At 38.2% G+C, this 25,226-nt stretch carries 22 protein-coding genes; 15 read left to right on the forward strand and 7 right to left on the reverse strand.

Annotation, left to right across the window (positions count from 1 at the left end; genetic code table 11):
• Window positions 1-33 precede the first annotated feature (33 nt).
• From aroQ to A3Q34_RS20050, 6 genes are all read left to right on the forward strand, one after another.
• A complete protein-coding gene (aroQ, locus tag A3Q34_RS08140) occupies window positions 34-489 on the forward strand; it encodes a type II 3-dehydroquinate dehydratase (protein ID WP_070374910.1) in 456 nt (151 codons plus the stop codon).
• 79 nt (window positions 490-568) lie between these two features.
• Window positions 569-1,012 carry an acetyl-CoA carboxylase biotin carboxyl carrier protein gene (gene accB / locus A3Q34_RS08145; protein ID WP_070374911.1) on the forward strand — a complete coding sequence of 148 codons (444 nt, stop codon included), beginning with the start codon at window positions 569-571 and terminating at the stop codon, window positions 1,010-1,012.
• Between the two features lie 31 nt (window positions 1,013-1,043).
• A complete protein-coding gene (gene accC, locus A3Q34_RS08150) occupies window positions 1,044-2,390 on the forward strand; it encodes an acetyl-CoA carboxylase biotin carboxylase subunit (protein WP_070374912.1) in 1,347 nt (448 codons plus the stop codon).
• 77 nt (window positions 2,391-2,467) lie between these two features.
• The gene (locus A3Q34_RS08155; RefSeq protein WP_070374913.1) at window positions 2,468-3,052 is read left to right on the forward strand and encodes a hypothetical protein; all 585 of its coding nucleotides are present in this window, start codon (window positions 2,468-2,470) and stop codon (window positions 3,050-3,052) included.
• An 80-nt stretch (window positions 3,053-3,132) separates the two neighbouring features.
• A complete protein-coding gene (locus A3Q34_RS20045) occupies window positions 3,133-3,297 on the forward strand; it encodes an oxidoreductase-like domain-containing protein (protein ID WP_083277941.1) in 165 nt (54 codons plus the stop codon).
• 30 nt (window positions 3,298-3,327) lie between these two features.
• Window positions 3,328-3,498, forward strand: a complete 171-nt coding sequence (locus A3Q34_RS20050) for an oxidoreductase-like domain-containing protein (RefSeq protein ID WP_083277942.1) — start codon at window positions 3,328-3,330, stop codon at window positions 3,496-3,498.
• Here the strand turns inward: A3Q34_RS20050 and elbB are convergent.
• From elbB to A3Q34_RS08170, 3 genes are read right to left on the reverse strand one after another with little or no spacing between them, the layout of a single operon-like run.
• On the reverse strand, window positions 3,495-4,148 hold the full coding sequence (gene elbB / locus A3Q34_RS08160; RefSeq protein WP_070374914.1) for an isoprenoid biosynthesis glyoxalase ElbB: 654 nt from the start codon (window positions 4,146-4,148) through the stop codon (window positions 3,495-3,497). The genes A3Q34_RS20050 and elbB overlap by 4 nt on opposite strands.
• Window position 4,149: 1 nt before the next feature.
• Window positions 4,150-5,352, reverse strand: coding sequence for a multidrug effflux MFS transporter (locus tag A3Q34_RS08165; protein WP_070374915.1), 1,203 nt, complete (start codon window positions 5,350-5,352; stop codon window positions 4,150-4,152).
• Window positions 5,349-6,797, reverse strand: a complete 1,449-nt coding sequence (locus A3Q34_RS08170; protein ID WP_070374916.1) for an aminotransferase-like domain-containing protein — start codon at window positions 6,795-6,797, stop codon at window positions 5,349-5,351. The genes A3Q34_RS08165 and A3Q34_RS08170 overlap by 4 nt, the downstream gene beginning before the upstream one ends.
• Before the next feature lie 197 nt (window positions 6,798-6,994).
• On the opposite strand from A3Q34_RS08170, the gene A3Q34_RS08175 reads away from it, so the two are divergent.
• From A3Q34_RS08175 to A3Q34_RS08185, 3 genes are all read left to right on the forward strand, one after another.
• Complete coding sequence (locus A3Q34_RS08175) at window positions 6,995-7,891, forward strand: DMT family transporter (protein WP_070374917.1); 897 nt, start codon at window positions 6,995-6,997, stop codon at window positions 7,889-7,891.
• A 218-nt stretch (window positions 7,892-8,109) separates the two neighbouring features.
• Window positions 8,110-8,871, forward strand: a complete 762-nt coding sequence (locus tag A3Q34_RS08180) for a substrate-binding periplasmic protein (RefSeq protein WP_070374918.1) — start codon at window positions 8,110-8,112, stop codon at window positions 8,869-8,871.
• Window positions 8,872-9,019: 148 nt separating this feature from the next.
• A complete protein-coding gene (locus A3Q34_RS08185) occupies window positions 9,020-10,129 on the forward strand; it encodes a M28 family metallopeptidase (protein WP_070374919.1) in 1,110 nt (369 codons plus the stop codon).
• 68 nt (window positions 10,130-10,197) lie between these two features.
• Here the strand turns inward: A3Q34_RS08185 and A3Q34_RS08190 are convergent, their stop codons facing one another.
• A complete protein-coding gene (locus A3Q34_RS08190; protein WP_070374920.1) occupies window positions 10,198-12,630 on the reverse strand; it encodes a zinc-dependent metalloprotease in 2,433 nt (810 codons plus the stop codon).
• Between the two features lie 222 nt (window positions 12,631-12,852).
• On the opposite strand from A3Q34_RS08190, the gene A3Q34_RS08195 reads away from it, so the two are divergent.
• From A3Q34_RS08195 to A3Q34_RS08210, 4 genes are all read left to right on the forward strand, one after another.
• Window positions 12,853-13,821 (forward strand): class 1 fructose-bisphosphatase, encoded by a 969-nt coding sequence (locus tag A3Q34_RS08195; RefSeq protein WP_070374921.1) that lies wholly within the window; start codon window positions 12,853-12,855, stop codon window positions 13,819-13,821.
• 216 nt (window positions 13,822-14,037) lie between these two features.
• Window positions 14,038-15,228, forward strand: coding sequence for a chromate efflux transporter (gene chrA, locus A3Q34_RS08200; RefSeq protein WP_070374922.1), 1,191 nt, complete (start codon window positions 14,038-14,040; stop codon window positions 15,226-15,228).
• A gap of 153 nt (window positions 15,229-15,381) precedes the next feature.
• Window positions 15,382-16,302: a manganese-dependent inorganic pyrophosphatase gene (locus A3Q34_RS08205; protein ID WP_070374923.1), complete on the forward strand. Its 921-nt coding sequence runs from the start codon at window positions 15,382-15,384 to the stop codon at window positions 16,300-16,302.
• A 2-nt stretch (window positions 16,303-16,304) separates the two neighbouring features.
• Window positions 16,305-16,844: a GNAT family N-acetyltransferase gene (locus A3Q34_RS08210; RefSeq protein ID WP_070374924.1), complete on the forward strand. Its 540-nt coding sequence runs from the start codon at window positions 16,305-16,307 to the stop codon at window positions 16,842-16,844.
• A 436-nt stretch (window positions 16,845-17,280) separates the two neighbouring features.
• Here A3Q34_RS08210 and fadA read toward each other — a convergent pair whose 3' ends face one another.
• Together fadA and fadB are read right to left on the reverse strand one after the other, a co-directional pair.
• Entirely contained in the window at window positions 17,281-18,444 is a 1,164-nt protein-coding gene (gene fadA / locus A3Q34_RS08215; protein WP_070374925.1) for an acetyl-CoA C-acyltransferase FadA, read from the reverse strand.
• A 15-nt stretch (window positions 18,445-18,459) separates the two neighbouring features.
• A complete protein-coding gene (fadB, locus tag A3Q34_RS08220; RefSeq protein WP_070374926.1) occupies window positions 18,460-20,628 on the reverse strand; it encodes a fatty acid oxidation complex subunit alpha FadB in 2,169 nt (722 codons plus the stop codon).
• Window positions 20,629-21,087: 459 nt separating this feature from the next.
• On the opposite strand from fadB, the gene A3Q34_RS08225 reads away from it, so the two are divergent.
• Window positions 21,088-21,357, forward strand: coding sequence for a hypothetical protein (locus tag A3Q34_RS08225; protein ID WP_157470898.1), 270 nt, complete (start codon window positions 21,088-21,090; stop codon window positions 21,355-21,357).
• Window positions 21,358-21,433: 76 nt separating this feature from the next.
• Here A3Q34_RS08225 and A3Q34_RS08230 read toward each other — a convergent pair whose 3' ends face one another.
• Complete coding sequence (locus tag A3Q34_RS08230; RefSeq protein WP_070374928.1) at window positions 21,434-23,656, reverse strand: bifunctional diguanylate cyclase/phosphodiesterase; 2,223 nt, start codon at window positions 23,654-23,656, stop codon at window positions 21,434-21,436.
• A 268-nt stretch (window positions 23,657-23,924) separates the two neighbouring features.
• Between A3Q34_RS08230 and A3Q34_RS08235 the strand changes: the two genes are divergently transcribed.
• A complete protein-coding gene (locus A3Q34_RS08235; RefSeq protein ID WP_070377064.1) occupies window positions 23,925-24,839 on the forward strand; it encodes a TIGR03899 family protein in 915 nt (304 codons plus the stop codon).
• Window positions 24,840-25,226 lie beyond the last annotated feature (387 nt).

Genomic DNA, 25,226 nt, shown 5'->3' on the forward strand with positions numbered 1-25,226 from the left:
AATGTTTGCTATTTAATAGGTTTTTCTCAGAAAATGACTACAAAGTTTAAAGTTTTAGTGATAAATGGCCCTAACTTAAATATGTTAGGTAAACGCGAGCCTGAAATTTATGGTGCGCAATCATTAACCCATATTATTGACGATTTAACATTGCAAGCTTTACCACTGAGAATTGAATTAAGCCATTTGCAATCAAATGCTGAACACCTGCTGATAGAAAAAATACATCAAGCTCATAATGAAATAGACTTTATTGTCATCAATCCGGCCGCATTTACCCATACTAGTATAGCGATACGTGACGCACTTCTTTCTGTAGACATTCCATATATTGAAGTTCATCTTTCAAATGTCCATGCTAGAGAGTCGTTTAGACATCATTCGTATCTATCAGACAAAGCTATTGGTGTTATTTGCGGCTTAGGTGCCGATGGTTATAAATATGCGTTAGCGTCGGCTTATACTTGGTTGACTGACCATAAAAGTTAATGAATAAACAACAGAGAGTGACTTAACTTTAGTGGCTCTATTGACAACATAAATTACACATTGATAAAAAGGTATTCAAATGGATATTCGTAAAATAAAAAAATTAATTGAATTAGTACAAGAATCAGGGATTAACGAATTAGAAATTTCTGAAGGTGAAGAATCAGTACGTATTTGTCGTGGCGGTACTATGGTACAAGCTTCTCCAATGATGCACTCTGCTCCTGCTCCTTCTGCTGCTCCTATTGCCGCACCTGTAGCCACTGAAACTGCTCCTGCTGTTATTTCAGGTCACGTTGTTCGTTCGCCAATGGTTGGTACTTTCTACGCTTCAGCATCACCTGATTCACCTGCATTTGTCGAAGTAGGCAAGCATGTAAATGCTGGTGATACTTTATGTATTCTTGAGGCAATGAAAATGATGAACCAAATTGAAGCTGATAAGTCTGGTGTTATTAAAGAAATTCTAGCAGGTAATGAAGACGCTATAGAATTTGACCAGCCGCTATTCATCATTGAATAATCCTATAGATATCAAACAAAAGGATCATTCCATGTTAGATAAAGTTGTTATCGCCAATCGAGGCGAAATTGCACTAAGAATATTACGTGCATGTAAAGAACTCGGTATAAAAACTGTTGCTGTGCACTCTACGGCTGACAGAAACTTAAAACATGTTTTATTAGCCGATGAAACTATCTGTATTGGCAAAGCGCCTGCGCCTGACAGCTACCTTAATATTCCTGCCATAATAACGGCAGCTGAAGTCACTAACGCAGTAGCAATACATCCTGGCTATGGTTTTCTAGCTGAGAATGCTGATTTTGCAGAGCAGGTTGAAAAGTCAGGCTTTGCCTTTATCGGTCCAAAAGCTGAAAGCATCCGTATTATGGGTGATAAAGTTGCGGCAATTAAAGCAATGAAAATAGCGGGGGTTCCTTGTGTTCCAGGGTCAGATGGCCCGCTTAATGATGATGAAGCGGCCAATAAAGCTCATGCTAAACGTATTGGCTACCCGATTATTGTTAAAGCGGCTGGTGGCGGTGGTGGTCGTGGTATGCGTGTTGTGCGCAGCGAAGAAGATTTAGTCGACGCGATTGCATTAACCAAAAGAGAAGCCGGTACTATTTTCAAAAATGATATGGTTTACATGGAAAAATTCCTTGAAAACCCTCGTCATGTTGAAATTCAAATAATGGCTGATGGTCAAGGTGCTGCAATTCACTTAGGTGAACGAGATTGTTCTATGCAGCGTCGTCATCAAAAAGTGGTTGAAGAAGCTCCAGCACCAGGTATTACTCCAGAAATGCGCGCTAAAATTGGTGAGCGTTGTTGTAAAGCTTGTATTGATATTAATTATCGTGGCGCCGGTACTTTTGAATTTTTATACGAAAACGGTGAATTCTACTTCATTGAAATGAATACCCGTATTCAAGTTGAGCATCCAGTTACTGAAATGATCACCGGTGTTGATTTGATCAAAGAGCAATTACGTGTTGCTGCTGGTCAACCATTATCTTATACCCAAGATGATATCAAAATCGCTGGCCATTCAATTGAATGTCGTATTAATGCTGAAGACCCACGTACTTTTGTTCCTTCACCGGGCAAAATAACTCGTTTTCATCCTCCAGGAGGATTGGGTGTTCGTTGGGATTCTCATATCTACGCTGAGTATACGGTACCACCAAATTATGACTCTATGATCGGCAAACTGATCACTTGGGGTGATAACAGAGATGTTGCAATCGCACGTATGCGCAATGCCTTAGCCGAATTAGTGATTGACGGTATTAAAACCAACATTGCCTTACATCAAAATATTTTAAATGATAAAGGTTTTGTAAATGGCGGTGCCAACATCCACTATCTAGAAAAGAAATTAGCTGAAGCTGAATAACCTTTTCATTTAATAAAAACCTGCTTAGGCAGGTTTTTTTATAACTAAATAAACTATATTTACACTAAAGGAACACTATGAAAAAAATTATACTCCCTTTTATATTTACTCTCTTATCTGTAAACGTCTACGCCGATGCTCCATTAGTTTCAATAAGTAATCACGATCAGTTTTTTGACAATATAGCTGCCTTTTGTGGCAAAGCTTTCGCAGGAAAAGTAACCGTTGACAATAGTAGTGGTGATGGTTTTGATAAGCCTTTAATTATGCATGTGCGTCAGTGTAGTAAGACACAACTGCATATTCCTTTCCATGTTGGTGATGATTCATCAAGAACTTGGATTATAACCAAGACAGGTTCAGGGCTTTCTCTTAAGCATGACCACAGACACAAAGATGGTAGTGATGACGAGTCAACTATGTATGGCGGACATACTAATGATGCAGGCTGGGCACAAGTGCAATCATTTCCTGCAGACCAATATTCAAAGGAGCTTTTTGTCAGTGGTGGCATCCCACAATCTATTGGCAACACTTGGCAAATTTATATTTATCCAACAAAGTTTACTTATCGATTGATCAGGCAGGGTAGGGAATTTCGTGTCGATTTTGATTTAACTAAGCCTATTTCTCTGCCTAAAGCTCCTTGGGGGTATAAATAATCCAATTTTTATTTATACCCAATCCACCTCAAGGCTGTTTGGGTATATAATACAAAAAATTTTAATATTGATATAAATTTATGACTGAATTACTTGAAAAACCTTTACCACCTGCCGATGGTGAATGTTGTGACAGCGCATGTACACCATGTGTTTGGGACAATTTCTATGCAAAGCGTAAAGAATGGCGCCTACAACAAGTCGCACTAAAAGAAAAACAAGCCCAAGACAACGAGTCAAATTAATACTAAGCGACTTTCTAAGCGATACTGTGTATGACTGAATTACTTAAAGAACCTTCCCTTCCCGCCGACGATGACTGTTGCGGCGGCGGTGCTTGTTGCCCTTGTGTATGGGACCACTACTATAGCGAATACGAAAAGTGGCGTTTACAGCAGACTGAATTACAAGCTAAAGAGCAAGCAGTAAACGCTGAACAACCTTAGCTCAAGGCAATCACTTTTTTCACTAATTTATTAATACCACTGGCCGCCTCAACAAGTGATGTCGCTAGCATGTAGGCCGGTGTTGAAACAAGTTTTCGTTTTCCGTCAACAATAATATCGCCCACTTCACAATCAACGTGTGCTAAACCACGCTTTATTAACGATTCCGCGATATCACGGTCTTTACCAATCGTTGCTTGAACATCCTCACCGTAAATAAGCGGGATCATTGCCGGAGCAATACACATAAAGCCAAGCGGTTTATCTGCTTTAATAAAGTGTTGAGCAGCAGCAAGTACTTCAGCATTTATTTGATAGTTTTCTGCATCAAGCGCGAAGCCACATAGGTTCTTTGCCGCGCCAAAGCCACCTGGAAAAATGAGCGCATCAAATTCTTCATGGTAGAGCTCAGTAATGTCTTCAATGTCACCACGGGCAATACGCGCAGATTCAATCAAAACATTACGTGTTTCATCTTCACTAACCGCACCAGTTAAATGGTTAATCACATGATGTTGATTAATGTTTGGTGCAAAACAACGATAGCTTGCTCCCTGCTGTTCAATCGCTAATAACGTTAAAACACTTTCATGTATTTCACTGCCGTCATAAACGCCACAGCCAGATAAAATAATCGCTATTTTTTTCATGTTAATCCTTTATTCCTATATTCTTGGTCATATTAGGTAACTGACATAATAAAACAACTATTATCGAGCACCACATCAATAATGCAAATGGTAAAGCACTACCATCATAAAAATACGCTAATATTGGTCCCGCTAATGCGCCAATGCCAAAGCGAAGGGTACCTATTACCGCACTAGCCGTACCTGATTCCCGGGTAAATTCTTGCATAATAAGTGCATCAGCATTGACCGCTATCATCGATAAACTGCCCATCAACGGCAATACAGCAACTGCCGTGTACATTAATGGTAGCTGCAAAAAGTTTACCACCACCAACAATGAAGAAAAACATAACGCAACGATTAAACCGTAGGTCAACATTTTAAATGACCCCTTACGACTAACTAAGCGGGTATTAATAAAATGGGCGGTCATTAGCGCCAAAACATTAACGGCAAATAGTAGGCTAAATTCAAATTCCGAGACCTTAAAAACCGTGAGATAGACAAAAGGGATAGCGGTAATATAAGCAAAAAAAGCTAATGAAATAACCATAGACGTAACAATATTTAGTTGTGACTTTTTATTAGATAAGACAATTTTATAGCGTTGCAAAAAACTAACCGGTGCTAAATTTTTCTCACGCTTTACTTCAGGTAAAAATCGATATACTAAGAGTAAAATAATAAAGCTGTAGGCCGCTAAACTTAAAAATATAAGCTGCCAACTATGCAGCAGTAACACTGAGCCAATAGCGGGCGCTATCATAGGCGCTATCATCATAATCATAGATACATAAGAAAACCCTTTGGCGGTATCTTTGCCATATCGCTCTTTTATTGTTCCCGGCACAACAACCGTTGCCGCACTACTAATAAATGCCTGAAAAAATCGTAAGGATAAAAACTGTTCAATACTCGTGACAAACGTTATCGCTATACTCATCACGATAAAACCTGAGATACCTAGCATCACTAATTTTCTTCTGCTGTGTTTATCCGCTTGTGGGCCAAAAAATAACAGACCTAAAGCATAGCCTAGCAAATAAATACTCAGGCTATTTTGTACCATTGGCATATCGGTTGACAAATGCTCTGCCAGTATTGGCATTGCCGGCAAATACATGTCGATTGCCAATGGTGAAATAGCAATAATGGCTGCTAATAAGGGTAATAATAATTTTAATGAAAGCTCTGTTTGTTCACTAATTTTTAGGTTTCTCATGATTTTTCCGGGTAGTCGTAAACAAGTTTGCCAAGGTCAGCAATCGCTTTGTCTATTTTTTCACACCATTTCACCCCATAACTAATGCGCATAAAATTTTTATATTGCCCAGTTGGGGAAAATATTTCACCGGGAGCAAAACTCACCCCCTTAGCAATAGCCTGAGTAAAAAATTTGCTAGTATCAACATGAGAACGGCAACGTATCCATAAGACACTACCTCCTTGTGGCTGTGAAATGCAGACTTCTTTTGGAAAATGACTAGCGATTAAGGCGCGCATCCGCTCGCAGTTATAACGTAAGGTTTTTCTTAACACTTGTAAGTGACGATCATACTCACCACTCATCAAATAATCGGTTAATGTCCATTGCTGTAACATCGGTGTAGAGCAAGACTGGGCGCGTTTAATACGCTTTGCTGCTTCTTCATATTTGCCCGGTAATAGCCAACCGACTCGATAACCCGGTGCAGCCGTTTTTGAAAAAGACGAGCAGGTTAGCACTAGGCCTTTTTTGGAGTAAAGCTGTGCGGGTACTGGTCTATCTTTGCTAAAATATAAGTCACTGTAAACTTCATCTTCGATAAGTGGAATATCATGTTTTTCTAATAAACTGACCATATTCTGGCGCTGTTGATTAGTCATCATGGAGCCAAGTGGGTTAGAGATAGCGGTAGAAAACAAACACGCTTTTACCGGATGTTGCTCAATAACTTTAGCCAGTTCTTCAACACAAATCCCCTCTTCAGTGCAGGTATAAACTTCCAGAGCTTTCATACCCAAACTTTCAATTAATTCAATCAAACCAAAGAAACACGGTGATTCTACAGCGATAATATCACCACGTTCTGCGACACACTGTAAGGCAATTGAGAGTGCTTCTTGGGCACCACTAGTGATAATTATATCGTCATGATTAATCGCTACGCCTTGCTCATGATAACGAAAAGCAAGGTTTAAACGCAGTTTTGGATCACCATTTACCGGTCCGTAACTAACCGCTTTTTCAGCATTCTTACTCAATACCGAACGCATTAATCGTGCTAAGGCTTTATCTGGTGGGTGTGCATTGACCGGGTTAGAAATACCCAATGCGACAGTATCGGGTAAATGAACAGCTTCATAAACTTGTTCTATTATGCTTCGACATGAGATTTCAACGGGCTGACAACTTGCCCATAATGACCGCATAGGTTTTAAGGTTCGTGCTTGCTTAGCTTTTAAATAATAGCCTGATTGTGGCCTTGCAGAAATACTACCCTGACGCTCTAGTTCAATATACGCTTGTTTAACTGTCGGTATACTTATCTCAAATTGTCTACTGAGTTTACGTAGGCTAGGTAGTTTGTCTCCCGCTCTTATTGCACCACTTTTTTCTTGGTCTTCAACAAAGTCAATGACTTGCTGATATAAAAATTCTGAAGAAGATTTATCTAAAAGTCGCATTTTATTTCACCTCAACAAAAACTGTATAGGTTACATTTTATATTTTTTGTATCTGTTACACAACAGAACTATCTATAAACTAGTATTTTAGAAATAAGTCGACCCTAAGAAATAGTACTTCATATAAGAAATGCTGTTACAGTGATTTAGTCAAAATTAATTGAGAAGATTGCGCTTAAATTTTTCAGGAAAGAATAATGAACAACACACTATTATATGTGATCACCGTACTTATCTGGGGAACAACTTGGATCGCCATTAATTATCAATTAGGTGATGTTCCCGCCGAAGCATCTATTGTTTATCGTTTTGGCTTAGCAGCACTTCTGCTATTTGCTTATTGTCGTTTTAAAAAGCTCTCTCTTGCCTTTAACAAAAAACAGCACCTACAATTTTTGTTCTTTGGTTTGATGTTATTTGGCTGTAATTACTATTTTTTATATTCAGCTCAACAGCATATAAATTCTGCGCTTGCCTCAATCGCTTTTTCAATGATTATGTTTTTCAATGTGGTCAATGCCCGCATTTGGTTTAACACTAAAATTACTCAACAAACTTATCTAGGCGCTTTTCTTGGTTTAACCGGTATTGTGGTTTTATTCTGGCCACAAATTAACGATACCGAGTTAGGCGCAGAAACATTACTAGGTTTATCACTTTGCTTCGTTGGAACATTGTTCGCATCAACGGGCAATATGGTCTCAATGAAAAATAAACTTATGAATTTACCTATGATGCAAGCCAATGCTTGGGGCATGTTTTATGGCTCAATATTTATGACTATATTGCTATTAATACAAGGAAAATCATTTAGTTTTTCATATACCTTACCCTATATTAGTTCGCTAATTTACCTATCGGTTTTCGGTTCTATTATTGCCTTTGCCAGTTACTTAACACTTTTAAATAACATCGGAGCCCATAAGGCCTCATATGCAAGCGTGATGTTCCCTGCTGTTGCCGTCGTTATCTCAACGATATTTGAAGGTTTTAGCTGGAATATTTATACTGTCATTGGCTTATTAGTTATTGTCGCTGGGAATATTGTTGTGTTAACTAAACCAAAAAAGAAAAATATAATAATAATACCATAAAAGCATCCTGCTTTTAAATATATTTCATTTAAATCAGTTTGTTAAACCAAAATAACTTTACCAAGTAATTTATAAGTAATAACATAAACAGCGTATAAAAACGCTAAGTGACGCTGTTATTTTCAATAAAAATTGAGTTGAAATAAAGGCATAATTTTATTGAGATGCTACTCTTTTTAGGGTGATTAATTTTTATAAAATCATTAATTAGGAGCAAAATGTTAAATAACTCATGGGGTCAATTGTTAATACTAGCGCTATCGTTACTTATGACGACGAGTGCCGCTTGCCAAAAAATAAATAATAATCATTATTTACCCATAGTAACGTTAAAGTTTGACCCTTCTGGCTCAAATGCTTGGTATCCCTATTATATTAATACTGGTGAAAAACGTGGCATTGTCGTTGACGCCGTAGCCATAATACTCGCCACTGCCAATATAAGTGGTAAGGAAATAATTTTACCGCCAAAACGCACCAATTTATCATTAAAAAATGGTCTCGTTGATTTTGATTTAATTAATCCTGATTGGTTATCTAAAGAGCAACAGTCTGACGACTATGTCTTTAGCGATAGCGTGATCCCAATTAAAGAGCATATTATCTATTTGGCCGGTACCGTTCTTCCTGAAAACTTAGGGGAAGACCAACAATTAACCGACCAAGATATAGGTACGGTTCGAGGTTACTATTATCACAATGATAATTTATTTAATCGCCTAGATTACCCTTCAGAAAAAGAGTTAATAAAAGCACTTTTTAGAAAAAGGATCACCTTTGCTATTAGTGGTGATAAACCAGCACAATATTGGGCAAAAATATTATCAGTACCCATTATTTTAGGCCCAGTCCATTCTGATGGTTACTTAAAAATTAGACTAAGAAAAGAGCTAAAATATCTTTTACCCCAAATCAATGATGCCATTCAACGATTAAAAATAGATGGTAGTCTCGAAAATATTATAAAAGCTTATATATAATGCTCATCGACTTAATTTATAACTAAGTACTTTATAAGGTTAGTTGTTGCGCATTTATTATCGCGCGTAGTTGTTAATAACAAGTGACTCCATTATCCTATTACCTTAAAATAATCCGCTTTATTTCGTCTTAAAATTTAAGGGTAATATGAAATATTTCCATCGCTCAGTGCTACCTTGTTTGCTTTCTAGCTCTTTATTGCTCGTAACATCTTGCTCGTTATCAAGCGAACAAGCCAAAACAGATAACAATGAAACTGCTGCTTATACCTATCTTAAAGAACTTGTTTCACCCACCGAAGGTATAGGTGCTCGCGAAGCTGGAACGATAAAAGAACAGCAAACAGCCCGCTATATTAAAACTAAATTTGAAAAGTTTGGTTATCGAGTTACCGAGCAAAACTTTTCCTATAACAGTAGAAAAATGGTCGGTGAATCAAAGAACATTATTGCTGAATTTGGTGACGTAACAAAGCCAACCATCATACTTGGCGCACATTATGATTCAACGGCAATGAAAACCGGGTCAATGGGCGCCACAGATAACGGCGCAGGTGTTGCGGCAATGTTAGCGATAGCCCAAGCATTGACCACAAAAATGCCAAATAATTATAGTATTCGCTTTATTGCCTTTGGCGCAGAAGAAATTGGTTTGCAAGGTTCAAACTATTACGTCAACGACTTATTAACCCATAACAAATTAGATAATATCGCAGCGATGATTAATTTTGACACCATTGCAGGTGGCGATAAGGTTTATGTACATAGCGCGCATACACAAGCTTATGATGATTGTAAAAGTGAAACTTATAACAGCGACACTTTTATGCGAAATGCCTTACTCAAGGCATCAATTAAAGTGTTAGGCGAACAAAACAAGTATGTTATTCATCCTGACTATGAAGGCTATCCTGAGGGTGTAACTGGCTCTTGGTCTGATCATGCTAGTTTTGCCTGTGCTGGTATTCCTATCGCGTATGTAGAATCAACCAACTTTTCAATTAATGGTCAGAATGGCTTTGATGGTTACTCTCAATCAACCGCAAAAAAATTGTGGACTTGTTATGATAAAAAGAATTCAACAGCTTGTGATAATAAAGCCGAGAAAAACTGGGGAAATATTTGGCATACTCAATTTGACCGTTTAGATAAACTTGATGAAATATTTCCGGGACGTGTTAAGCAGCAGCTTAATAATAATGTTGAGGTGCTAATTGAATTATTAGCTGATCCTGATAAATATTTACCTGCAAAGTAAAAGATAAAAATAATATTTTAAAGGTGTGGGTGGTTTTATTAAGACTCAAGCCACCCACACTTCAATAATTAACTACCAATAGGTGAACCCGGCGGCATAGTAATACTAGCAGCAGGATGAACAAGTTTTCCTTGCTCAAGACTATGAGTGATTTGCGCTGCTAACAACATAAACTGAGCAGTTAAGCGCTTATACTTTTTAGAGTCATAATTATCATTTAACCATTCTTTTATATTAAGTAAAGCCATATAAACTTCTGCACGCACCTCTGTTACTAAATTTTTGTTATGCCAAAGTGCTAATAAATGCTCAATAACTTGTTGATTGACCCGCTGTTGAACCAACAAAGCCAAGCCCTTTTCAGCCGGTACTTTAATTGACTGTTCTATTAAAGCGTCAATCAATTCTTGCACACTCAAAATACGCTTATCCATTACTGACTGTTGTTGTAAACGCGCTAAACGTTGTTCATTTAAAAGCAAAGACACCGTATGTTTAGCACTAGCCTGTGCAGCAGAAACCGGATCAAAAGTAAGCCCCGTATTACCAGTAAAGCTCTCACGATTACGATAATAACCATAAGCTTTTGGTGGAATAAGTTTTACTATGTGTTCTGGCAAGGTTAATATTTTTGTATCTAGAGTGGCTAATAAAACCTGCAGTGCTTTTCGCTGCTGTTTACCTGAGACTACCTCCAATGGCTTTAGAACATTTTCTTCTCGCAGTTGATAGCGATAGTCTATACCTGAAATTAATTTTGCTGCGGCGGTAACTTGAAAACGATGAAAGTTATAGATGGGCACCAAAACCTCTTCAATTTCTGACAAGGGGCGCCCTAGAGGAATACTATTTAAACCAAAGTCTATGAGCGCTTTTTCACGTATTTTTAAGACTCTATTGAGCTCATCGGCGGCATCTACTCCGTTGTCCCACAAATGTGCGCGACTATGTGCACTCGAAGAAGAACGCGCATCTGAATCTGACATATACAGCAAATCTGCTTGTTGCGCACTTGCTATAACTTTCGCTAAATACTCGGCTTCTTGATCAGCCGCTATATCAGCATAACCATAAGCAATAACTGATTTGTCCCAGCGACCAATATCTGTAGCGTAGGCATTTGATAAATCAATTTCGCCATTTTTCAAGGTAATTAACGGGTGAGGATAATCCATGACTGAAGCGCGATTATTAGCACTTGCGGCAAAATTATGCGCGATACCCAAAGTGTGCCCAACTTCATGAGCCGACAATTGACGAATACGTGCTAAAGCCATTTCTTTCATTGGTGAAGTGTCTGTTATAGATGACTTAAAAGGAGATGTTAAGCCCAAAGCAATGAGATAATCTTGACGAACACGTAGAGAGCCCAATGTTACATGCCCCTTTAATATTTCTCCTGTTCTTGGGTCTATCACTGATGAACCATAAGACCAACCTCTTGTCGCTCGATGTACCCATTGAATAACGTTATAACGAACATCCATCGGGTCTGCATCGGCTGGTAACATTTTTACCTGAAAAGCATTTTTATAACCGATGGCTGAAAATGCTTGGTCCCACCAACGAGCGCCATCAAGTAAAGCACTTCTTATAGGTTCAGGTACGCCGGCATCTAAATAATAGATAATAGGTTCAATTGCTTCGCTGACCTTAAGATTTCTATCTTTTTTGTTTAAGCGATGACGTGGAATATTACGCTGAATTAACGGTTGGTCGATAGCACTGGCGTAATCGGCATAACTATTTGACCAAAAGCCACTGTAAGGATGAAAAGTACGTGCTTGGTATTTGTCGTCAGGTAATTTAATCAGCGAATGATGTAAGTTCACCGTAACAGCGGTTGAGTCTGGCGTTACTGAGCGTAAGTATTTACCTGCATCGGTTCCTTGGTAAGTCACTGTTGCTTCAAGCTCAGTATTATTAGGAAAGGCCTTGCTGCGTTTTATATAGATACCACTTCGGCTTTCATCAATTTTGAAGTTACCTTGTTGACGTTGTTTAAGTTTACTTGATAATTGATGAATATCAGATAAAAGAAAGGGTGTATAATCAATTAATACTTTTTTACCGTCCTTACTTTCTTTGGCAACTTTAAAGCCCCAAATAATAGAGCTGGCAAATGCCTCGCTAACGGCTTTTTTTTCTAAGTTGTTTTCAGTATCCGCTCGATAATAAGTATTAAGTTGGCGGAGAAAGACCTTCTCTCCTACTTTTTCAAAGCGTACTAGACGAGTATCACCTAACTGGCCTCTATCAAGTCCAATATCATTAGAACCGACTCCTTGAGGTAAACCGCTTTGAAATAAAAAGTCTTGTTCAAATTGCTGGATCTCTAAATAAACATTGCCCTTTTTTTTATCATGATAAAAAGAAAAATAGCCTTGCTGGTGATCTTTATCTTTAACAAAGTCATTATAACTGAGGATTTCTTCGCTGAGTGCGGCTATTGAAAAGGTACTACAAATAAATATTAAAAAGACACCTAGCGTCAGTTTCATCGTTTTTCCCTATTTGATTTTTGGTTCTATAAATATATATTCAAGTCATTCCATTATTTTTGTTATCATTAACCTTACAGGTGAGGTGATAGCTTTCATCGTCACCTCTAACCGTAAAATAATGTAATATGTAGCTGCTATTATTATTTTACGACATTAAATAACCAACAATTTTATGACTCAATTTTTAAGAGTCTTACTCTAAATCAATTAGGTAACCCGATGCAACGACTAGCACCAGCTTTACGTCAAGATAATGTTCCACTCGATTTAATTTCGCTGATCAAAACGATTTTAGCGGCAACTAAAGAAATTTCATTTCGTGTTAGCCAAGGTCACTTAAGTGATTTGATGGGTTCAACTTTGGATGAAAATATTCAAGGTGAAGTTCAGAAAGAATTAGATGTCGTTGCAAATGAATTACTTAAAGATATTTTATTAGAGTCTGGCTTTGTTAAAGCGATTTCTTCTGAAGAAGAAGATAGCTCTGTTGCAGGTGAAAAAAATGGCAAGTATCTAGTTTCTTTCGATCCACTTGATGGCAGCTCTAATATCGAAATCAACTCATTAATTGGCACAATTTTCTCTATTCATGAAGCACCAAGTGATATGGATGCTAGTGATCCAGACATGTTTAAGCAAGCGGGTAACAAACAACTTTGTGCGGGTTATGTCTTATATGGTCCGTCAACTATGTTAGTAATGACTACGGGTAGCGGCACACACTTTTATGTACTTGACCGTACCCATGGTGGTTTTTTATTAGTTGAACGTAATGTTCAAGTGCCTGTGGACACACAAGAATTTGCTGTTAACATGTCAAATCAACGTTTTTGGCAAGCGCCTATGCAGAATTACATCAGTGATTTACTTGCGGGTGATACCGGCCCTCGTGGCAAAAATTTCAATATGCGTTGGATTGCCGCTATGGTTGGTGATATTCATCGTGTATTAACACGTGGTGGTATTTTTACTTATCCACAAGACAGTAAAAATCCGCAACAACCACACAAGCTACGCTTAATGTATGAAGCGAATCCAATGAGTTTTCTCATTGAACAAGCCGGTGGACTGGCAATGACCAGTGAAGGACGCATTATGGATATGGAACCGAACAGCATTCATCAGCGTGTCGAAGTGATTATGGGCTCAAAAAACGAAGTAGAAGCCTGTCTAGCTTATTACAAATAATAAAAAATTAGCATGCATCAACATGTCGAAGTCCAATTAACAGGTTTCTAAAAGCAAAGATGAAGCCTGTCTAGCTTATTACAAGTCACTAACACTTTTCTTATGTCGGTAAAAAAGCTCAATTCATTGAGCTTTTTTACCGTTAAATTTAATATTCCCTTCATCGTTTTACGATATAATAGTTAATATAATTGACTGGCTTTTAACGACATTTTTATGAAAAAATTATTTGAAGTATTTTGGCGTTTTCTTTTTTTAGGTTGTATCAGTTTTGGTGGACCTGCCGCACATATTGGCTATTTCCAAAAAACATTTGTCGATAAACTAAAGTGGTTAGATCAAACAAGTTATGCAAATTTGATCTCGTTAAGCCAATTTTTACCGGGCCCTGGCTCTAGTCAATTAGGTTTTGCTATTGGATTGAGGCAAGCTGGACTGCCTGGCGGCATTGCCGCATTTATCGGCTTTACCTTACCGTCATTTATTCTTATCTATTTACTCGCCACTAATATTAGCGGCGCTGAACAACCTTGGGTTTTTCATGTTATAAGTGGTTTAAAATTACTGGCTGTGGTGGTAGTGGCTGACGCTTGCTTAACTATGTTTAAAAGTTTCTGTAATAATAACACCCACAGACTTATTGCGGGTATAACAGCGATTGCTTTAATCACGTTACCGAGTTTAACGACGCAAATTTTCATACTGACTATCGCAGCAAGCTTTGGTTTTTTTGTTAATCCATCGTTAAAATCAGTCACCACTGAAGTTGCCCAACCCTCAGCTCTAACCTCAAGACAGTTTAAAATACTGCCATTGATGTTGTTCTTAATCATCCTCTTTGCTTTACCACTAGCAACCGTATTTGGAGCACCGATTGACTCAGCCGAGATCATGGTCTTATTCAATCAGTTTTTTCAAGCGGGTAGTATGGTCTTTGGTGGCGGACACGTTGTCTTGCCACTGTTACAACAAACAATTGGTGAAGCGTTATCGAACGATGTTTTTCTTACCGGTTATGCCGCAGCGCAAGCCGTTCCTGGCCCAATGTTTACCTTAGCGACTTTTCTGGGTGCAGAGCTATTTCCACAAGCCCCTTTAATAGGAGCGACAGTCGCAACCTTAGCAATATTTTTACCTGGATTTTTATTGGTACTCACCTTTGAAAGTACTTGGCAATCATTAGCAACAAAGCCCAAAGTCGCCGGTGCAATTATGGCGGTAAATGCCGCTGTGGTTGGCCTATTATTTTCTGCGCTTTATCACCCTATTTTTACTAGTGCTGTTAGTTCACTATTTGACTTATTTTCTGTGCTTATTGGTTTTTATTTATTACGGATAGTCAAACTGCCTATTATTGTTTTAGTGGTGACATTTGTTGGCGTTGGTTTATTAACGCAATTCTACTAAGTCGGATATTGCAGAGTAATAAGCGCCTTAGTGCTATTGATATGATTTAGTGCCGATAATGTAAGCTTTAACTTTTCACCGCCATGGTTTATTTGCTAAAATATCGCCAATTAAAAATATAGCCTCAATATAAACGCTAATACGAGAAAACTTATGCCTAATTATGCTGTTGGACACAAAACACCTGATTCAGATTCAATCTGTTCAGCTATCGCCCTTTCCTATTTAAAAACCACGCTAGGTGAAGAAACCGTCCCAGCTCGTTTAGGAGAGCTTTCACCAGAAACTTTATTTATTTTAGACAAATTTGGTTTTGAGCAACCCGAATTAAAAACAAGTTTTGCAGGCGAAGGTATCTATATTGTTGACCATTCAGACCGTATTCAAGGACCTGATGATATCGATGAAGCAACAATATTAGGTATTATTGATCATCATAAATTAGGCGATATTACTACCTCTACCCCATTAGAAATTTGGGTTCGTCCTGTTGGCTGTACCAATACCATCATTAAAATGATGTACGATTTCTACGATGTAGAAATTCCAAAAAATATTGCTGGTGCAATGATGTGCGCTATTTTGTCTGATACGGTTATTTTTAAATCACCCACCTGTACCACTGCTGATATCAAGTGTGTTGAAGCATTAGCTGAAATTGCAGGCATTAGCGACGCAAAAGCCTTGGGTATGGAAATGTTTGAAGTAAAATCTGCCGTATTAGGTACGCCTATACGTGACCTAGTTTTACGTGATTTTAAAGACTTTAACATGCATGGCAACTTAGTGGGTATCGGTCAGTTGGAAGTACTTGACCTCGCCATCTTTGATGATATGAAGCTTGAATTATTTGCTGACATTGCAAAATTAAAAGCCGAAGGTAAACGACACACGGTTTTATTATTACTGACAGACATTATGAAAGAAGGCTCTGAAATGTTAGTTATTAGCGACAATGCTGATTTAACAGAAAAAGCTTATGGCAAACCACTTGTTGACGGTAAAGTATGGTTAGACGGCGTATTGAGTCGTAAAAAACAAGTTGTTCCACCTCTACAAGATTCATTAGCTTAAAAATGAAAATCAATAACTCTGCACGGCTAAGCTACAGATTAATGTCTGCTGACGATGCAGAGTTATTGTATCAACTTGACCAAGACCCAGAAGTGATGCGTTTTATCAGTGATGGTAACCCGTCGTCACGCGAGACCATTACAAACGTGTTATTGCCTCGTATGCAAAAATACCTAAGTCCAACTAAAGGTTGGGGATTGTGGCAAGTTAATATCACTGAAACGGATCAATATATTGGCTGGGTACTTGTGCGACCGATGAATTTTTTCTCTGCCTTACCTGAGTTTGATAACCTAGAGCTCGGTTGGCGATTTTTTCAAACATCATGGGGTCAAGGTTTTGCCAGTGAAGCGGCTCAACATATTAAAGATGCTTTAGCCATCAATCCTGAATACGAGAAATTTAGCGCCATTGCCGACGAAAATAATCTAGCTTCAATAGGCGTAATGAAAAAAATAGGTATGTCATATCTTAAAACATATCTTCATATTGACCCATTATTTGAATGTAACGTCGCTTACTATCAGCTTCAAAATACCTAACCGTTAATGTTCTACATTAGCAGTCACCGAATTTCTGTCTTTTCCTGAAAGGGTATTTTTAAATAGCTTGTTCTTGCTCGAATAAACCTGAGTATATTCTGTTGATTTATCTGATAATTTTTATATGCTAATACCTGAGGTAAAGGCATAATTTTAATGGGTTGATCATCATAAAACCGATAACAACGACTATACGTTGAGATATCTAACTCAACTTTAATCGTTTCTGACCAAGTATGGTCGCGTTAATTCGTTAATATTGTAAGCAATTGTCCCCATCATTTTCTGTATCTTCCCTTTATAATCAATTAATTTATGCACTGAGTAATTAGCACAGATAAAGTACGACTATGTCGAGATCCTCTTCAAAACAGCAATAAAAAAACTCACCGAAGTGAGTTTTTTGATCTTGATAATATGCCGTTAAATTTTACAATTAAACGCGTTCAATTACCGTTGCAATACCTTGTCCTAAACCGATACACATAGTCGCTAAACCTATGCTGACGTCTTGACCTTCCATTAGGTTCAATAAAGTACCCGTGATACGCGAGCCAGAACACCCTAATGGATGACCTAAAGCGATAGCGCCACCGTTTAAGTTAATCATATCTTCAGCTCGGTCTTCTAAGCCTAGAGATTTAACACACGATAAAGCTTGCGCCGCAAAGGCTTCGTTAAATTCAGCTAATTCAATATCAGCTAAAGATAAACCTGCACGTTTCAATGCTTTTTTCGTTGCTGGAACAGGACCAAAGCCCATAGTAGACGGATCACAACCTGCAACCGCCATACCACGAATACGCGCACGAGGGGTTAAACCAAGCTCTTTTGCACGATCAGCTGACATCACTAACATTGCTGATGCACCATCAGACAAAGCTGAAGAAGTACCGGCTGTTACTGTACCGTTAACTGGATCGAACACTGGGCGTAAACCGGCAAGCGTTTCAATCGTTGTTTCAGGACGAATAACTTCATCATGTTCAACTAAGGTTAACGCGCCCATTGCATCGTGTCCTTGAGTGGCAACAATTTCATTGTCCCAACGACCAGCAAGTTGTGCTTCATAAGCTTTTCTGTGTGAACGTGCCGCAAAAGCGTCTTGTTGTTCACGGGTAATACCGAACTGCTTACCGAGTAACTCAGCGGTTAAACCCATATTGCCAGCCGCACGAGAAATATACTTACTCAAGGCCGGATCAAAGTCGACATCATACATCATAGGAACATGTCCCATGTGCTCAACACCACCAACGATGAATACATCACCTTGGCCACACATGATGTTAGTGGTTGCATCATGCAAAGCTTGCATTGATGAACCACATAAACGGTTAACAGTTACCGCGCCAACTGTTTTTGGAATGTCTGTTAACAACTGTGCATTACGCGCAATGTTAAAACCTTGCTCTTTAGTTTGCTTAACGTTGCCCCAGATAATGTCTTCAATTAATGAAGGATCTAAATTAGGGTTACGCACTAATAGTTGCTGCATTAAATGCGCTGATAAACCTTCAGCACGAACGTTACGAAAAACGCCAGCTCTAGAGCGTCCCATTGGTGTACGAATACAATCTACAATGACTACTTCTTTCATGTTCTTCTCCTTAGCTTATGCTGTTTTTACGTCGGTGTTGAAATAAGATTTACCTGATTTAGCCATTTCGCGTAATCCATCAGTTACCTGATAAATTTCACCTAAATGCGCATACTTATCAGCCATGGTAATAAAGTTAGTTAAACCTAACGTTTCTAAATAACGAATTGCACCACCTCTAAACGGTGGAAAACCAATACCGTAAATTAAGCCCATATCAGCTTCAGCGGCAGTATCAACAACACCTTCTTCTAAACAACGCACCACTTCATTGACCATAGGGATCATTAAGCGAGCAATAATGTCTTCACTACTAAATTCTTTTTTGTCTGCACAGGTACTTTCAAACAATGCGTAAGCATCAGCTGAAGCTACTTTTGTTGGACGACCACGCTTGTCTTGACCGTAATCATAAAAGCCTTTGCCATTTTTCTGACCAAGACGTTTATTACTGTATAGAGTGCTTACTGGGTCATTATCAATTTTTGCCATACGCGTTGGGAAGCCAGATGACATAACACCCGTACAATGATCAGCGGTATCAACACCCACCACATCAAGTAAGTATGCTGGGCCCATTGGCCAACCAAATTGTTTTTCCATGATTTTATCAACAGCAGCAAAATCAACACCTTCAAGCATTAATTGGCTAAAGCCAGCAAAGTATGGGAATAAAACACGGTTAATATAAAAGCCAGGACAATCGTTAACAACAATCGGTGATTTACCCATTTTAGCCGCGTAAGCAACAACAGCCGCAACGGTTTCTTCAGAAGTTGCTTTACCACGAATAACTTCAACCAATGGCATTTTGTTTACCGGGTTAAAGAAATGCATACCACAGAAGTTTTCTGGACGTTTTACACTTTGCGCTAACAAATCGATAGAAATCGTTGAGGTGTTAGAGGTTAAAATGGCATCTTCAGAAAGAAAGCTTTCTACTTCAGCAAGGACCATACCTTTTACTTTAGGGTTTTCGACTACCGCTTCAACCACGATATCAACATCTTTAACACTATCGTAGCTAAGGGTTGGTGTGATGTTATTTAACACGCCAGCCATAGTCTTAATATTCATACGACCGCGTTCAACTTGCTTGGTTAAAATGCCAGCAGCAGTATTTAAGCCTAGATCAAGTGCTGCATCATTAATGTCTTTCATAATGATTGGCGTGCCTTTATAAGCAGACTGATAAGCAATACCACCGCCCATAATACCCGCGCCTAACACAGCGGCTTTATTCACTTGTTTAGTCGCCATTTTAGCGGCTTTTTTTGCTTTGCCTTTAACGACTTGATCGGCCATAAACAAACCAATTTGCGCCGTAGCCGCATCAGTTTTAGCAAGCTTAGCAAAGTTTGTATTCTCAATAAGCATGGCTTCTGTTCTACCGAGTAAAGCAGCAGCTTCGATAGTTTTTACCATCATCATAGGTGCAGGGTAATGTTTACCCGCTTTAGCGGCAATCATACCTTTACAGGTATTAAAGGTCATAATTGATTCAACAGGGCTAAGCTTTAACGCTTCAAGTTTCTGTTGACGTTTAGCTTGCCAATTTAACTTACCAGACATTGCTTGTTTAAGCATGTTAATAGCGGCTTCGCGTAAATGTTCTGGCGCAACAACCGCGTCAAGTAAACCAACAGCCATTGCTTGTTCAGGCTTAAACGCTTTACCCGTAGACATCCACTCAACAGCATTATCAGCGCCAATAATTCTTGGTAAGCGCACTGTGCCACCGAAACCAGGAATCAGGCCTAATTTAACTTCAGGTAAACCTATCGAACATGTTGTATCAGCAATACGGTAGTCACAAGCTAAGCTCATTTCACAACCGCCACCTAAAGCAAAACCATTAAGTGCAACAATTGTTGGTAGCTTAATGTCTTCAAATGAATCAAAAACGTCTGAGCCGCCTTTGATCCAAGGGATAAGTTCCGCTTCAGGAAGTTTAAACATTGTTAAAAATTCAGTGATGTCTGCACCAACAATAAAGTTAGATTTTCCAGACGTTACAAGTACGCCTTTAGCATCTGCACAATTGTTAATAGCAGCAACCACTTCGATATATTCTTTAAAAGTTTGCTGATCAAACTTATTCACTGAGCCTTGTGCATCGAATTTAAATTCAACAATGCCGTCATTCAGTAATTCGGCAGAAAGGTTTTGACCTTGAAATAACATGCCTAGTTTCCTCGTTTAGTGGGATAAAAATAGGGTCTGAACTCAATTAAATGATAATTTAACTGATCAGTTTTTATAATAATAGACGATTGAGTGTGCCTTGAAAGAAAAATAAATGCAAATTTTTTAAACAGGTGTTTTAATTAGGTGTATTAATCTATGGTTTTTTAACTCAAACAGAAAGAATGGCTCGCGGTATAAGCCGATTAATAGGGCCTAAAAGACGATAGACACAAGAGACTAAAATCAATCCTAAAAACCCATGCTAGGTAAATAAATCGATAAAATAAATTTAACGTTAGCCGCTTAGCACTTTCGACTAAAAGTGGCGATAATCTTAGGATAAAAATATAGAGTAAAGCGTCATCAGATGTTAATGACGCTTTAAGCTATAATTACTATCTTTATTGCCTATGGCTTTGTCGAAAACTCGACGATTGCAGCAATGTGATAGATCATTTGTTTTTTTCTTTAGCTATTGCAATTAAAACCTACTTCCAAAAAATAGCCAAGCCTGAACATTTAGCATCAAGTGCTGGTGTTAGTTTTTCAATTAATCATATTGCCGCTGTGGTTATTCCAGCGTTGCTTGGTTTAGTGTGGATTTATAACCCGTCATGGGGCTTTTATATTGGTGCAGGCTTTGCTGGTTGTTCTTTGATTTTATCGCACTTTATTCCGTGCCATCCAAGGGAAGGCGTCGAGTTTAGATACCAAGAAACATCTTAACTATTTTAGCCGATAAAAAATCCGAGACATTATATCTCGGCTTTAATTTATTCAAGCTAGCAACAATCAGTATTGATTACTTATTGTTACGTAAGAAGGTTAAAAACTCATCAGCAGGCATAGGTTTAGCATAAAAGAAACCTTGTACTTCGTCACACCCTTGAGCGATTAAATGCGCTTGTTGTTCTTCCTCTTCGATACCTTCAGCAATAACTTTTAAGTTCATTTGCTTACCGAGGTTAATAATCGTATCTGCAATCAATGATTGCCCCGGCTCTGCAATACCCGTAATAAATGAACGGTCGACCTTTAAACGGTCAAGCGGTAATTGTTGTAAATAACTCATTGATGAATAGCCGGTACCAAAGTCATCAAGCGCAATGCTGATACCTTCAGCTTTCAACTTAACTAATGCATCAATAACAACTTGTGGCTCATCCATTAAAATATTTTCAGTGATCTCTAATTCGAGCTTACTTGGTTTAACATCATGATTAATCGTCGCTTGAATGATACTGTCAACGAAGTTATCACGTTTAAATTGTGGGATAGAAACGTTAACAGAAATACCAACATGATCGAATTTCTGTTGCTCTAATACCTTTATTTGTTTACAAGCTTGGTTAATAACCCAATCACCAATTTCTACAATCAACCCTGAATATTCTGCTAGAGGAATAAACACAGCCGGTGAAATAAATTTTCCTTCGGCGGTTCGCCAGCGCAATAATGCTTCAGCGCCAATAACCTTGCCGGTAATTAAGCTAAGTTGAGGCTGATACCAAAGTTCTAAACGATTATCTGCAAAATCAGTGCGTAGTTGCCTGATCATACCTAAACGCCAAAGTGTTTCATCTTCCATTTCTTTTTTGTAATAAACAAAATTTTCGTGATTACTTTTCTTGGCTAAATTCAAGGCGATGTTTATTTGATTAAGAACTTTTACCCCTTGCGAACCGGCACTACTTTTTGAGCACAGCCCAAAACATGCCGTTACAGGTAATAATTGTTCTCCCGCGGTAAACGAACGATGAAATAATGACATTAACTTGTCAGGGTTTACACTCTCAGCTGGACCAATAACACCAAAGACATCGGCACCCATTCGAGCAAGCTGACAATGTTTTCCTAGTTCTTTCATACGCTCTGTAACAGCGAGCAACAGCTTATTACCTAAATCTTGTCCTAAGCCATCATTAATATCACTAAAGTGATTTATGTCTATTAAGGCGGCAACAAGATTGGGTTCTTCTGATTGACTAAATTTGTCGAGTAAATTAACAAACTCTAAACGATTTGGCAGCTCAGTCAGCCAATCACGATAGGCAGCATTACGTAGTTTTTGAAAAAGGTGAACATTTTCATAACCGATGGCGACATTGGCTAAAAACACTTCGATTAACTGTATTTGAAGATCAGTTAACTCTTGCTCAAATTCAAGATAAATAACCGCTCTATAACCACCGCTGGCTAAATACAATACCGCATAATCACTACCATAATTATTTTGTTTTTGAGTGAAACAGCTACTCATGCGATCTTGTGCTGATTCTCTGTCGAAGCACGAAATTTTTTGATTAATCAGTTCGGCGTTATGACCGATTTGACCTAAAATATGTAAGCTTAAATCGTCAGATCCCTCAATAATACCTTGCCCACGAGCACAAAAAACACTGCAATGGCTTTTACTCAATTTAATTAATTGCGACAACACACCTTCTGCATATTCATGAATACTGTGCAGTTCAAGTAAATCAGCTGTAGCACTAATTATTTTTTCGAGGCCCAAGCGGTTTTGATTGACCGAATGAATTTGTTGATATGAACGAACAGCCGCATAAACGGTAGTCACTAACTTACGACGAGTTAACTCTGTTTTGGTTTTATAGTCATTGATATCATAATCTTTGATAACACTTTCTTCAGGAGCATAGCCTGGTTGACCGGTTCTCAAAACAATACGTATATCTTGGCGAGATAAAGTTTCTCGAATATGTTTTACAACATTTAAGCCAGCATCATCCGTTTCCATAACAACATCGAGTAATACCAAAACGATGTCCTCGTGCTCTTCAATAAGCTGACATGCGTCACGCCCAGAGTAAGCATGTATATACTCTAGATTTTTACCTAAGACGACTAGATCTGAGAGTGCTAACTGAGTAACAGAGTGAATTTCGGGGTCGTCATCAACAATCAGAACCTTCCACGTTTCAGCACTGCCATCATTTAGAATTTCATCTTCATCACTATCATCAATAAATAAAAAGTCGTCATTATTATTTTCAGAAGCCTGCATATCGTCCTCAATTAACCAGAAAAATACTACTGATTAAGGTTTTTTTTACATATCAAATTTTATTATGAATCATATTCCCAATAAACTACATAATAAGAGTCAGTTAAATAATATTCAACCTAGAATTACAATTATATTCATAATTTCAATTGCTTCCTTAATTTATATTAAGTTTAGATGAATAAAGAGAATATTGCTGATTTTAATTTTCCAGCGTATGCTTAGAAAAAATAGTAATGAAAATAATATATTAGTTACGGTAATTTTTATGAAAGACATCAACGAACCCTCAACTGCACCGCTGGTTATTACTGAGGAGCCGATTAACACTGAAGTAATAAAAACAACAGAATCTACGGCTAAAAATAGCGGCAATAAAAAAAATGCTGGTGTTTCTTCCCAAATGCAACTGCTTGCCTTGGCTAAAAACTTTGTACTTGATGGTGGCTTAATTTCTTCAGAAAAACAGATGCCATTAGAAGAAAGAACCCAAAAAAGAGCACGAATTGCCGCATTACGAAAGCAAGAGAACCTTGAAACTATTATAAAAAAGTCAGTAAATTACTGTTCTGCTACCGAATTTACCCATAAAGCAGACGCTGATTGGTTTAGTACCTTTACCGAACTCGCCGAAGATGTCAGTAATACCACCATGCAAAATTTGTGGGCAAAAATACTAGCAGGGGAAATATCACAACCCGGTTCATTTTCCACTAAAACCCTCAAGGTTTTTCGTGCCATGAGTATTACGGAAGCAAAATTGTTAGCAAAGGCCTGTAGTTTAGCGGTAACAGAACAAACAAAAAGAAATATACGTATTATTTCAGGAGCCTATCAGACACCTGGCTTGCTAAACTTTTTTAATAAAAATAGAGAACAGAATATACCTTTTAACCAATTTTCATTGAGCTATGCTGATTTATTAATTCTAGCCGATAATCATCTGGTCTTTATTCAAGAGACAGAATCTAGCCCAATGAACAAGTCAGAGTCGTTCCATTTTAACTTTAACGGTAAGCCATTAACGCTCACCGCAAAAAAATCATCTTGTGTACTGAAGTTTTATAAATTTACGCCAATAGGCAGCGAGCTAGCACGTCTGATCAGCGATAATATTGATGATGTTTATTTACAGCATTTAAAAAGTGCATTAAGCGAAAACTTTTCAATTATAGAGGGATAACATTGGTGGTTTGAGAGCCACCAATGTAGATACAGATACAAGCCCCTCTGACTACTACAGCCCCGTCATCCTGCTATAAGTCCCGTCATCCTGAACTTCCCCCAATACAGATACTGAAACAAGTTCAGCATGACGACAAGAGGACACATCAAAACCTGCACTATCAGCTAGGCCTCTTCACTAAGCTTCAAGATCCCAATACCGATACTGAAACAAGTTCAGCATGACGACAAGAGTGCACATCAGACCCTGCAACTATCGACCAGATAGCCTCACCAAGCTTCAAGCTCCCAATACCGATACTGAAACAAGTTCATTATGACGACAAAAGTGCACATCAAAACCTGCACTATCAGCTAGGCCTCTTCACTAAGCTTCAAGATCCCA

Origin of the sequence: Colwellia sp. PAMC 20917 (assembly GCF_001767295.1) — a bacterium.
GTDB lineage: Bacteria > Pseudomonadota > Gammaproteobacteria > Enterobacterales > Alteromonadaceae > Colwellia_A.

Bases quoted from the DNA above. Each gene is read 5' to 3' on its own strand.
- A3Q34_RS08210 (WP_070374924.1), top strand. From the start codon at position 16,305: ATGAAAATCAATAACTCTGCACGGCTAAGCTACAGATTAATGTCTGCT.
- fadB (WP_070374926.1), bottom strand. From the start codon at position 20,628: ATGTTATTTCAAGGTCAAAACCTTTCTGCCGAATTACTGAATGACGGC.
- A3Q34_RS08230 (WP_070374928.1), bottom strand. From the start codon at position 23,656: ATGCAGGCTTCTGAAAATAATAATGACGACTTTTTATTTATTGATGAT.
- A3Q34_RS08155 (WP_070374913.1), top strand. From the start codon at position 2,468: ATGAAAAAAATTATACTCCCTTTTATATTTACTCTCTTATCTGTAAAC.
- A3Q34_RS20045 (WP_083277941.1), top strand. From the start codon at position 3,133: ATGACTGAATTACTTGAAAAACCTTTACCACCTGCCGATGGTGAATGT.
- A3Q34_RS08235 (WP_070377064.1), top strand. From the start codon at position 23,925: ATGAAAGACATCAACGAACCCTCAACTGCACCGCTGGTTATTACTGAG.
- aroQ (WP_070374910.1), top strand. From the start codon at position 34: ATGACTACAAAGTTTAAAGTTTTAGTGATAAATGGCCCTAACTTAAAT.
- A3Q34_RS08205 (WP_070374923.1), top strand. From the start codon at position 15,382: ATGCCTAATTATGCTGTTGGACACAAAACACCTGATTCAGATTCAATC.
- fadA (WP_070374925.1), bottom strand. From the start codon at position 18,444: ATGAAAGAAGTAGTCATTGTAGATTGTATTCGTACACCAATGGGACGC.
- A3Q34_RS08185 (WP_070374919.1), top strand. From the start codon at position 9,020: ATGAAATATTTCCATCGCTCAGTGCTACCTTGTTTGCTTTCTAGCTCT.
- A3Q34_RS08170 (WP_070374916.1), bottom strand. From the start codon at position 6,797: ATGCGACTTTTAGATAAATCTTCTTCAGAATTTTTATATCAGCAAGTC.
- accB (WP_070374911.1), top strand. From the start codon at position 569: ATGGATATTCGTAAAATAAAAAAATTAATTGAATTAGTACAAGAATCA.
- elbB (WP_070374914.1), bottom strand. From the start codon at position 4,148: ATGAAAAAAATAGCGATTATTTTATCTGGCTGTGGCGTTTATGACGGC.
- A3Q34_RS08180 (WP_070374918.1), top strand. From the start codon at position 8,110: ATGTTAAATAACTCATGGGGTCAATTGTTAATACTAGCGCTATCGTTA.
- accC (WP_070374912.1), top strand. From the start codon at position 1,044: ATGTTAGATAAAGTTGTTATCGCCAATCGAGGCGAAATTGCACTAAGA.
- A3Q34_RS08165 (WP_070374915.1), bottom strand. From the start codon at position 5,352: ATGAGAAACCTAAAAATTAGTGAACAAACAGAGCTTTCATTAAAATTA.
- chrA (WP_070374922.1), top strand. From the start codon at position 14,038: ATGAAAAAATTATTTGAAGTATTTTGGCGTTTTCTTTTTTTAGGTTGT.
- A3Q34_RS08190 (WP_070374920.1), bottom strand. From the start codon at position 12,630: ATGAAACTGACGCTAGGTGTCTTTTTAATATTTATTTGTAGTACCTTT.
- A3Q34_RS08175 (WP_070374917.1), top strand. From the start codon at position 6,995: ATGAACAACACACTATTATATGTGATCACCGTACTTATCTGGGGAACA.
- A3Q34_RS08195 (WP_070374921.1), top strand. From the start codon at position 12,853: ATGCAACGACTAGCACCAGCTTTACGTCAAGATAATGTTCCACTCGAT.
- A3Q34_RS20050 (WP_083277942.1), top strand. From the start codon at position 3,328: ATGACTGAATTACTTAAAGAACCTTCCCTTCCCGCCGACGATGACTGT.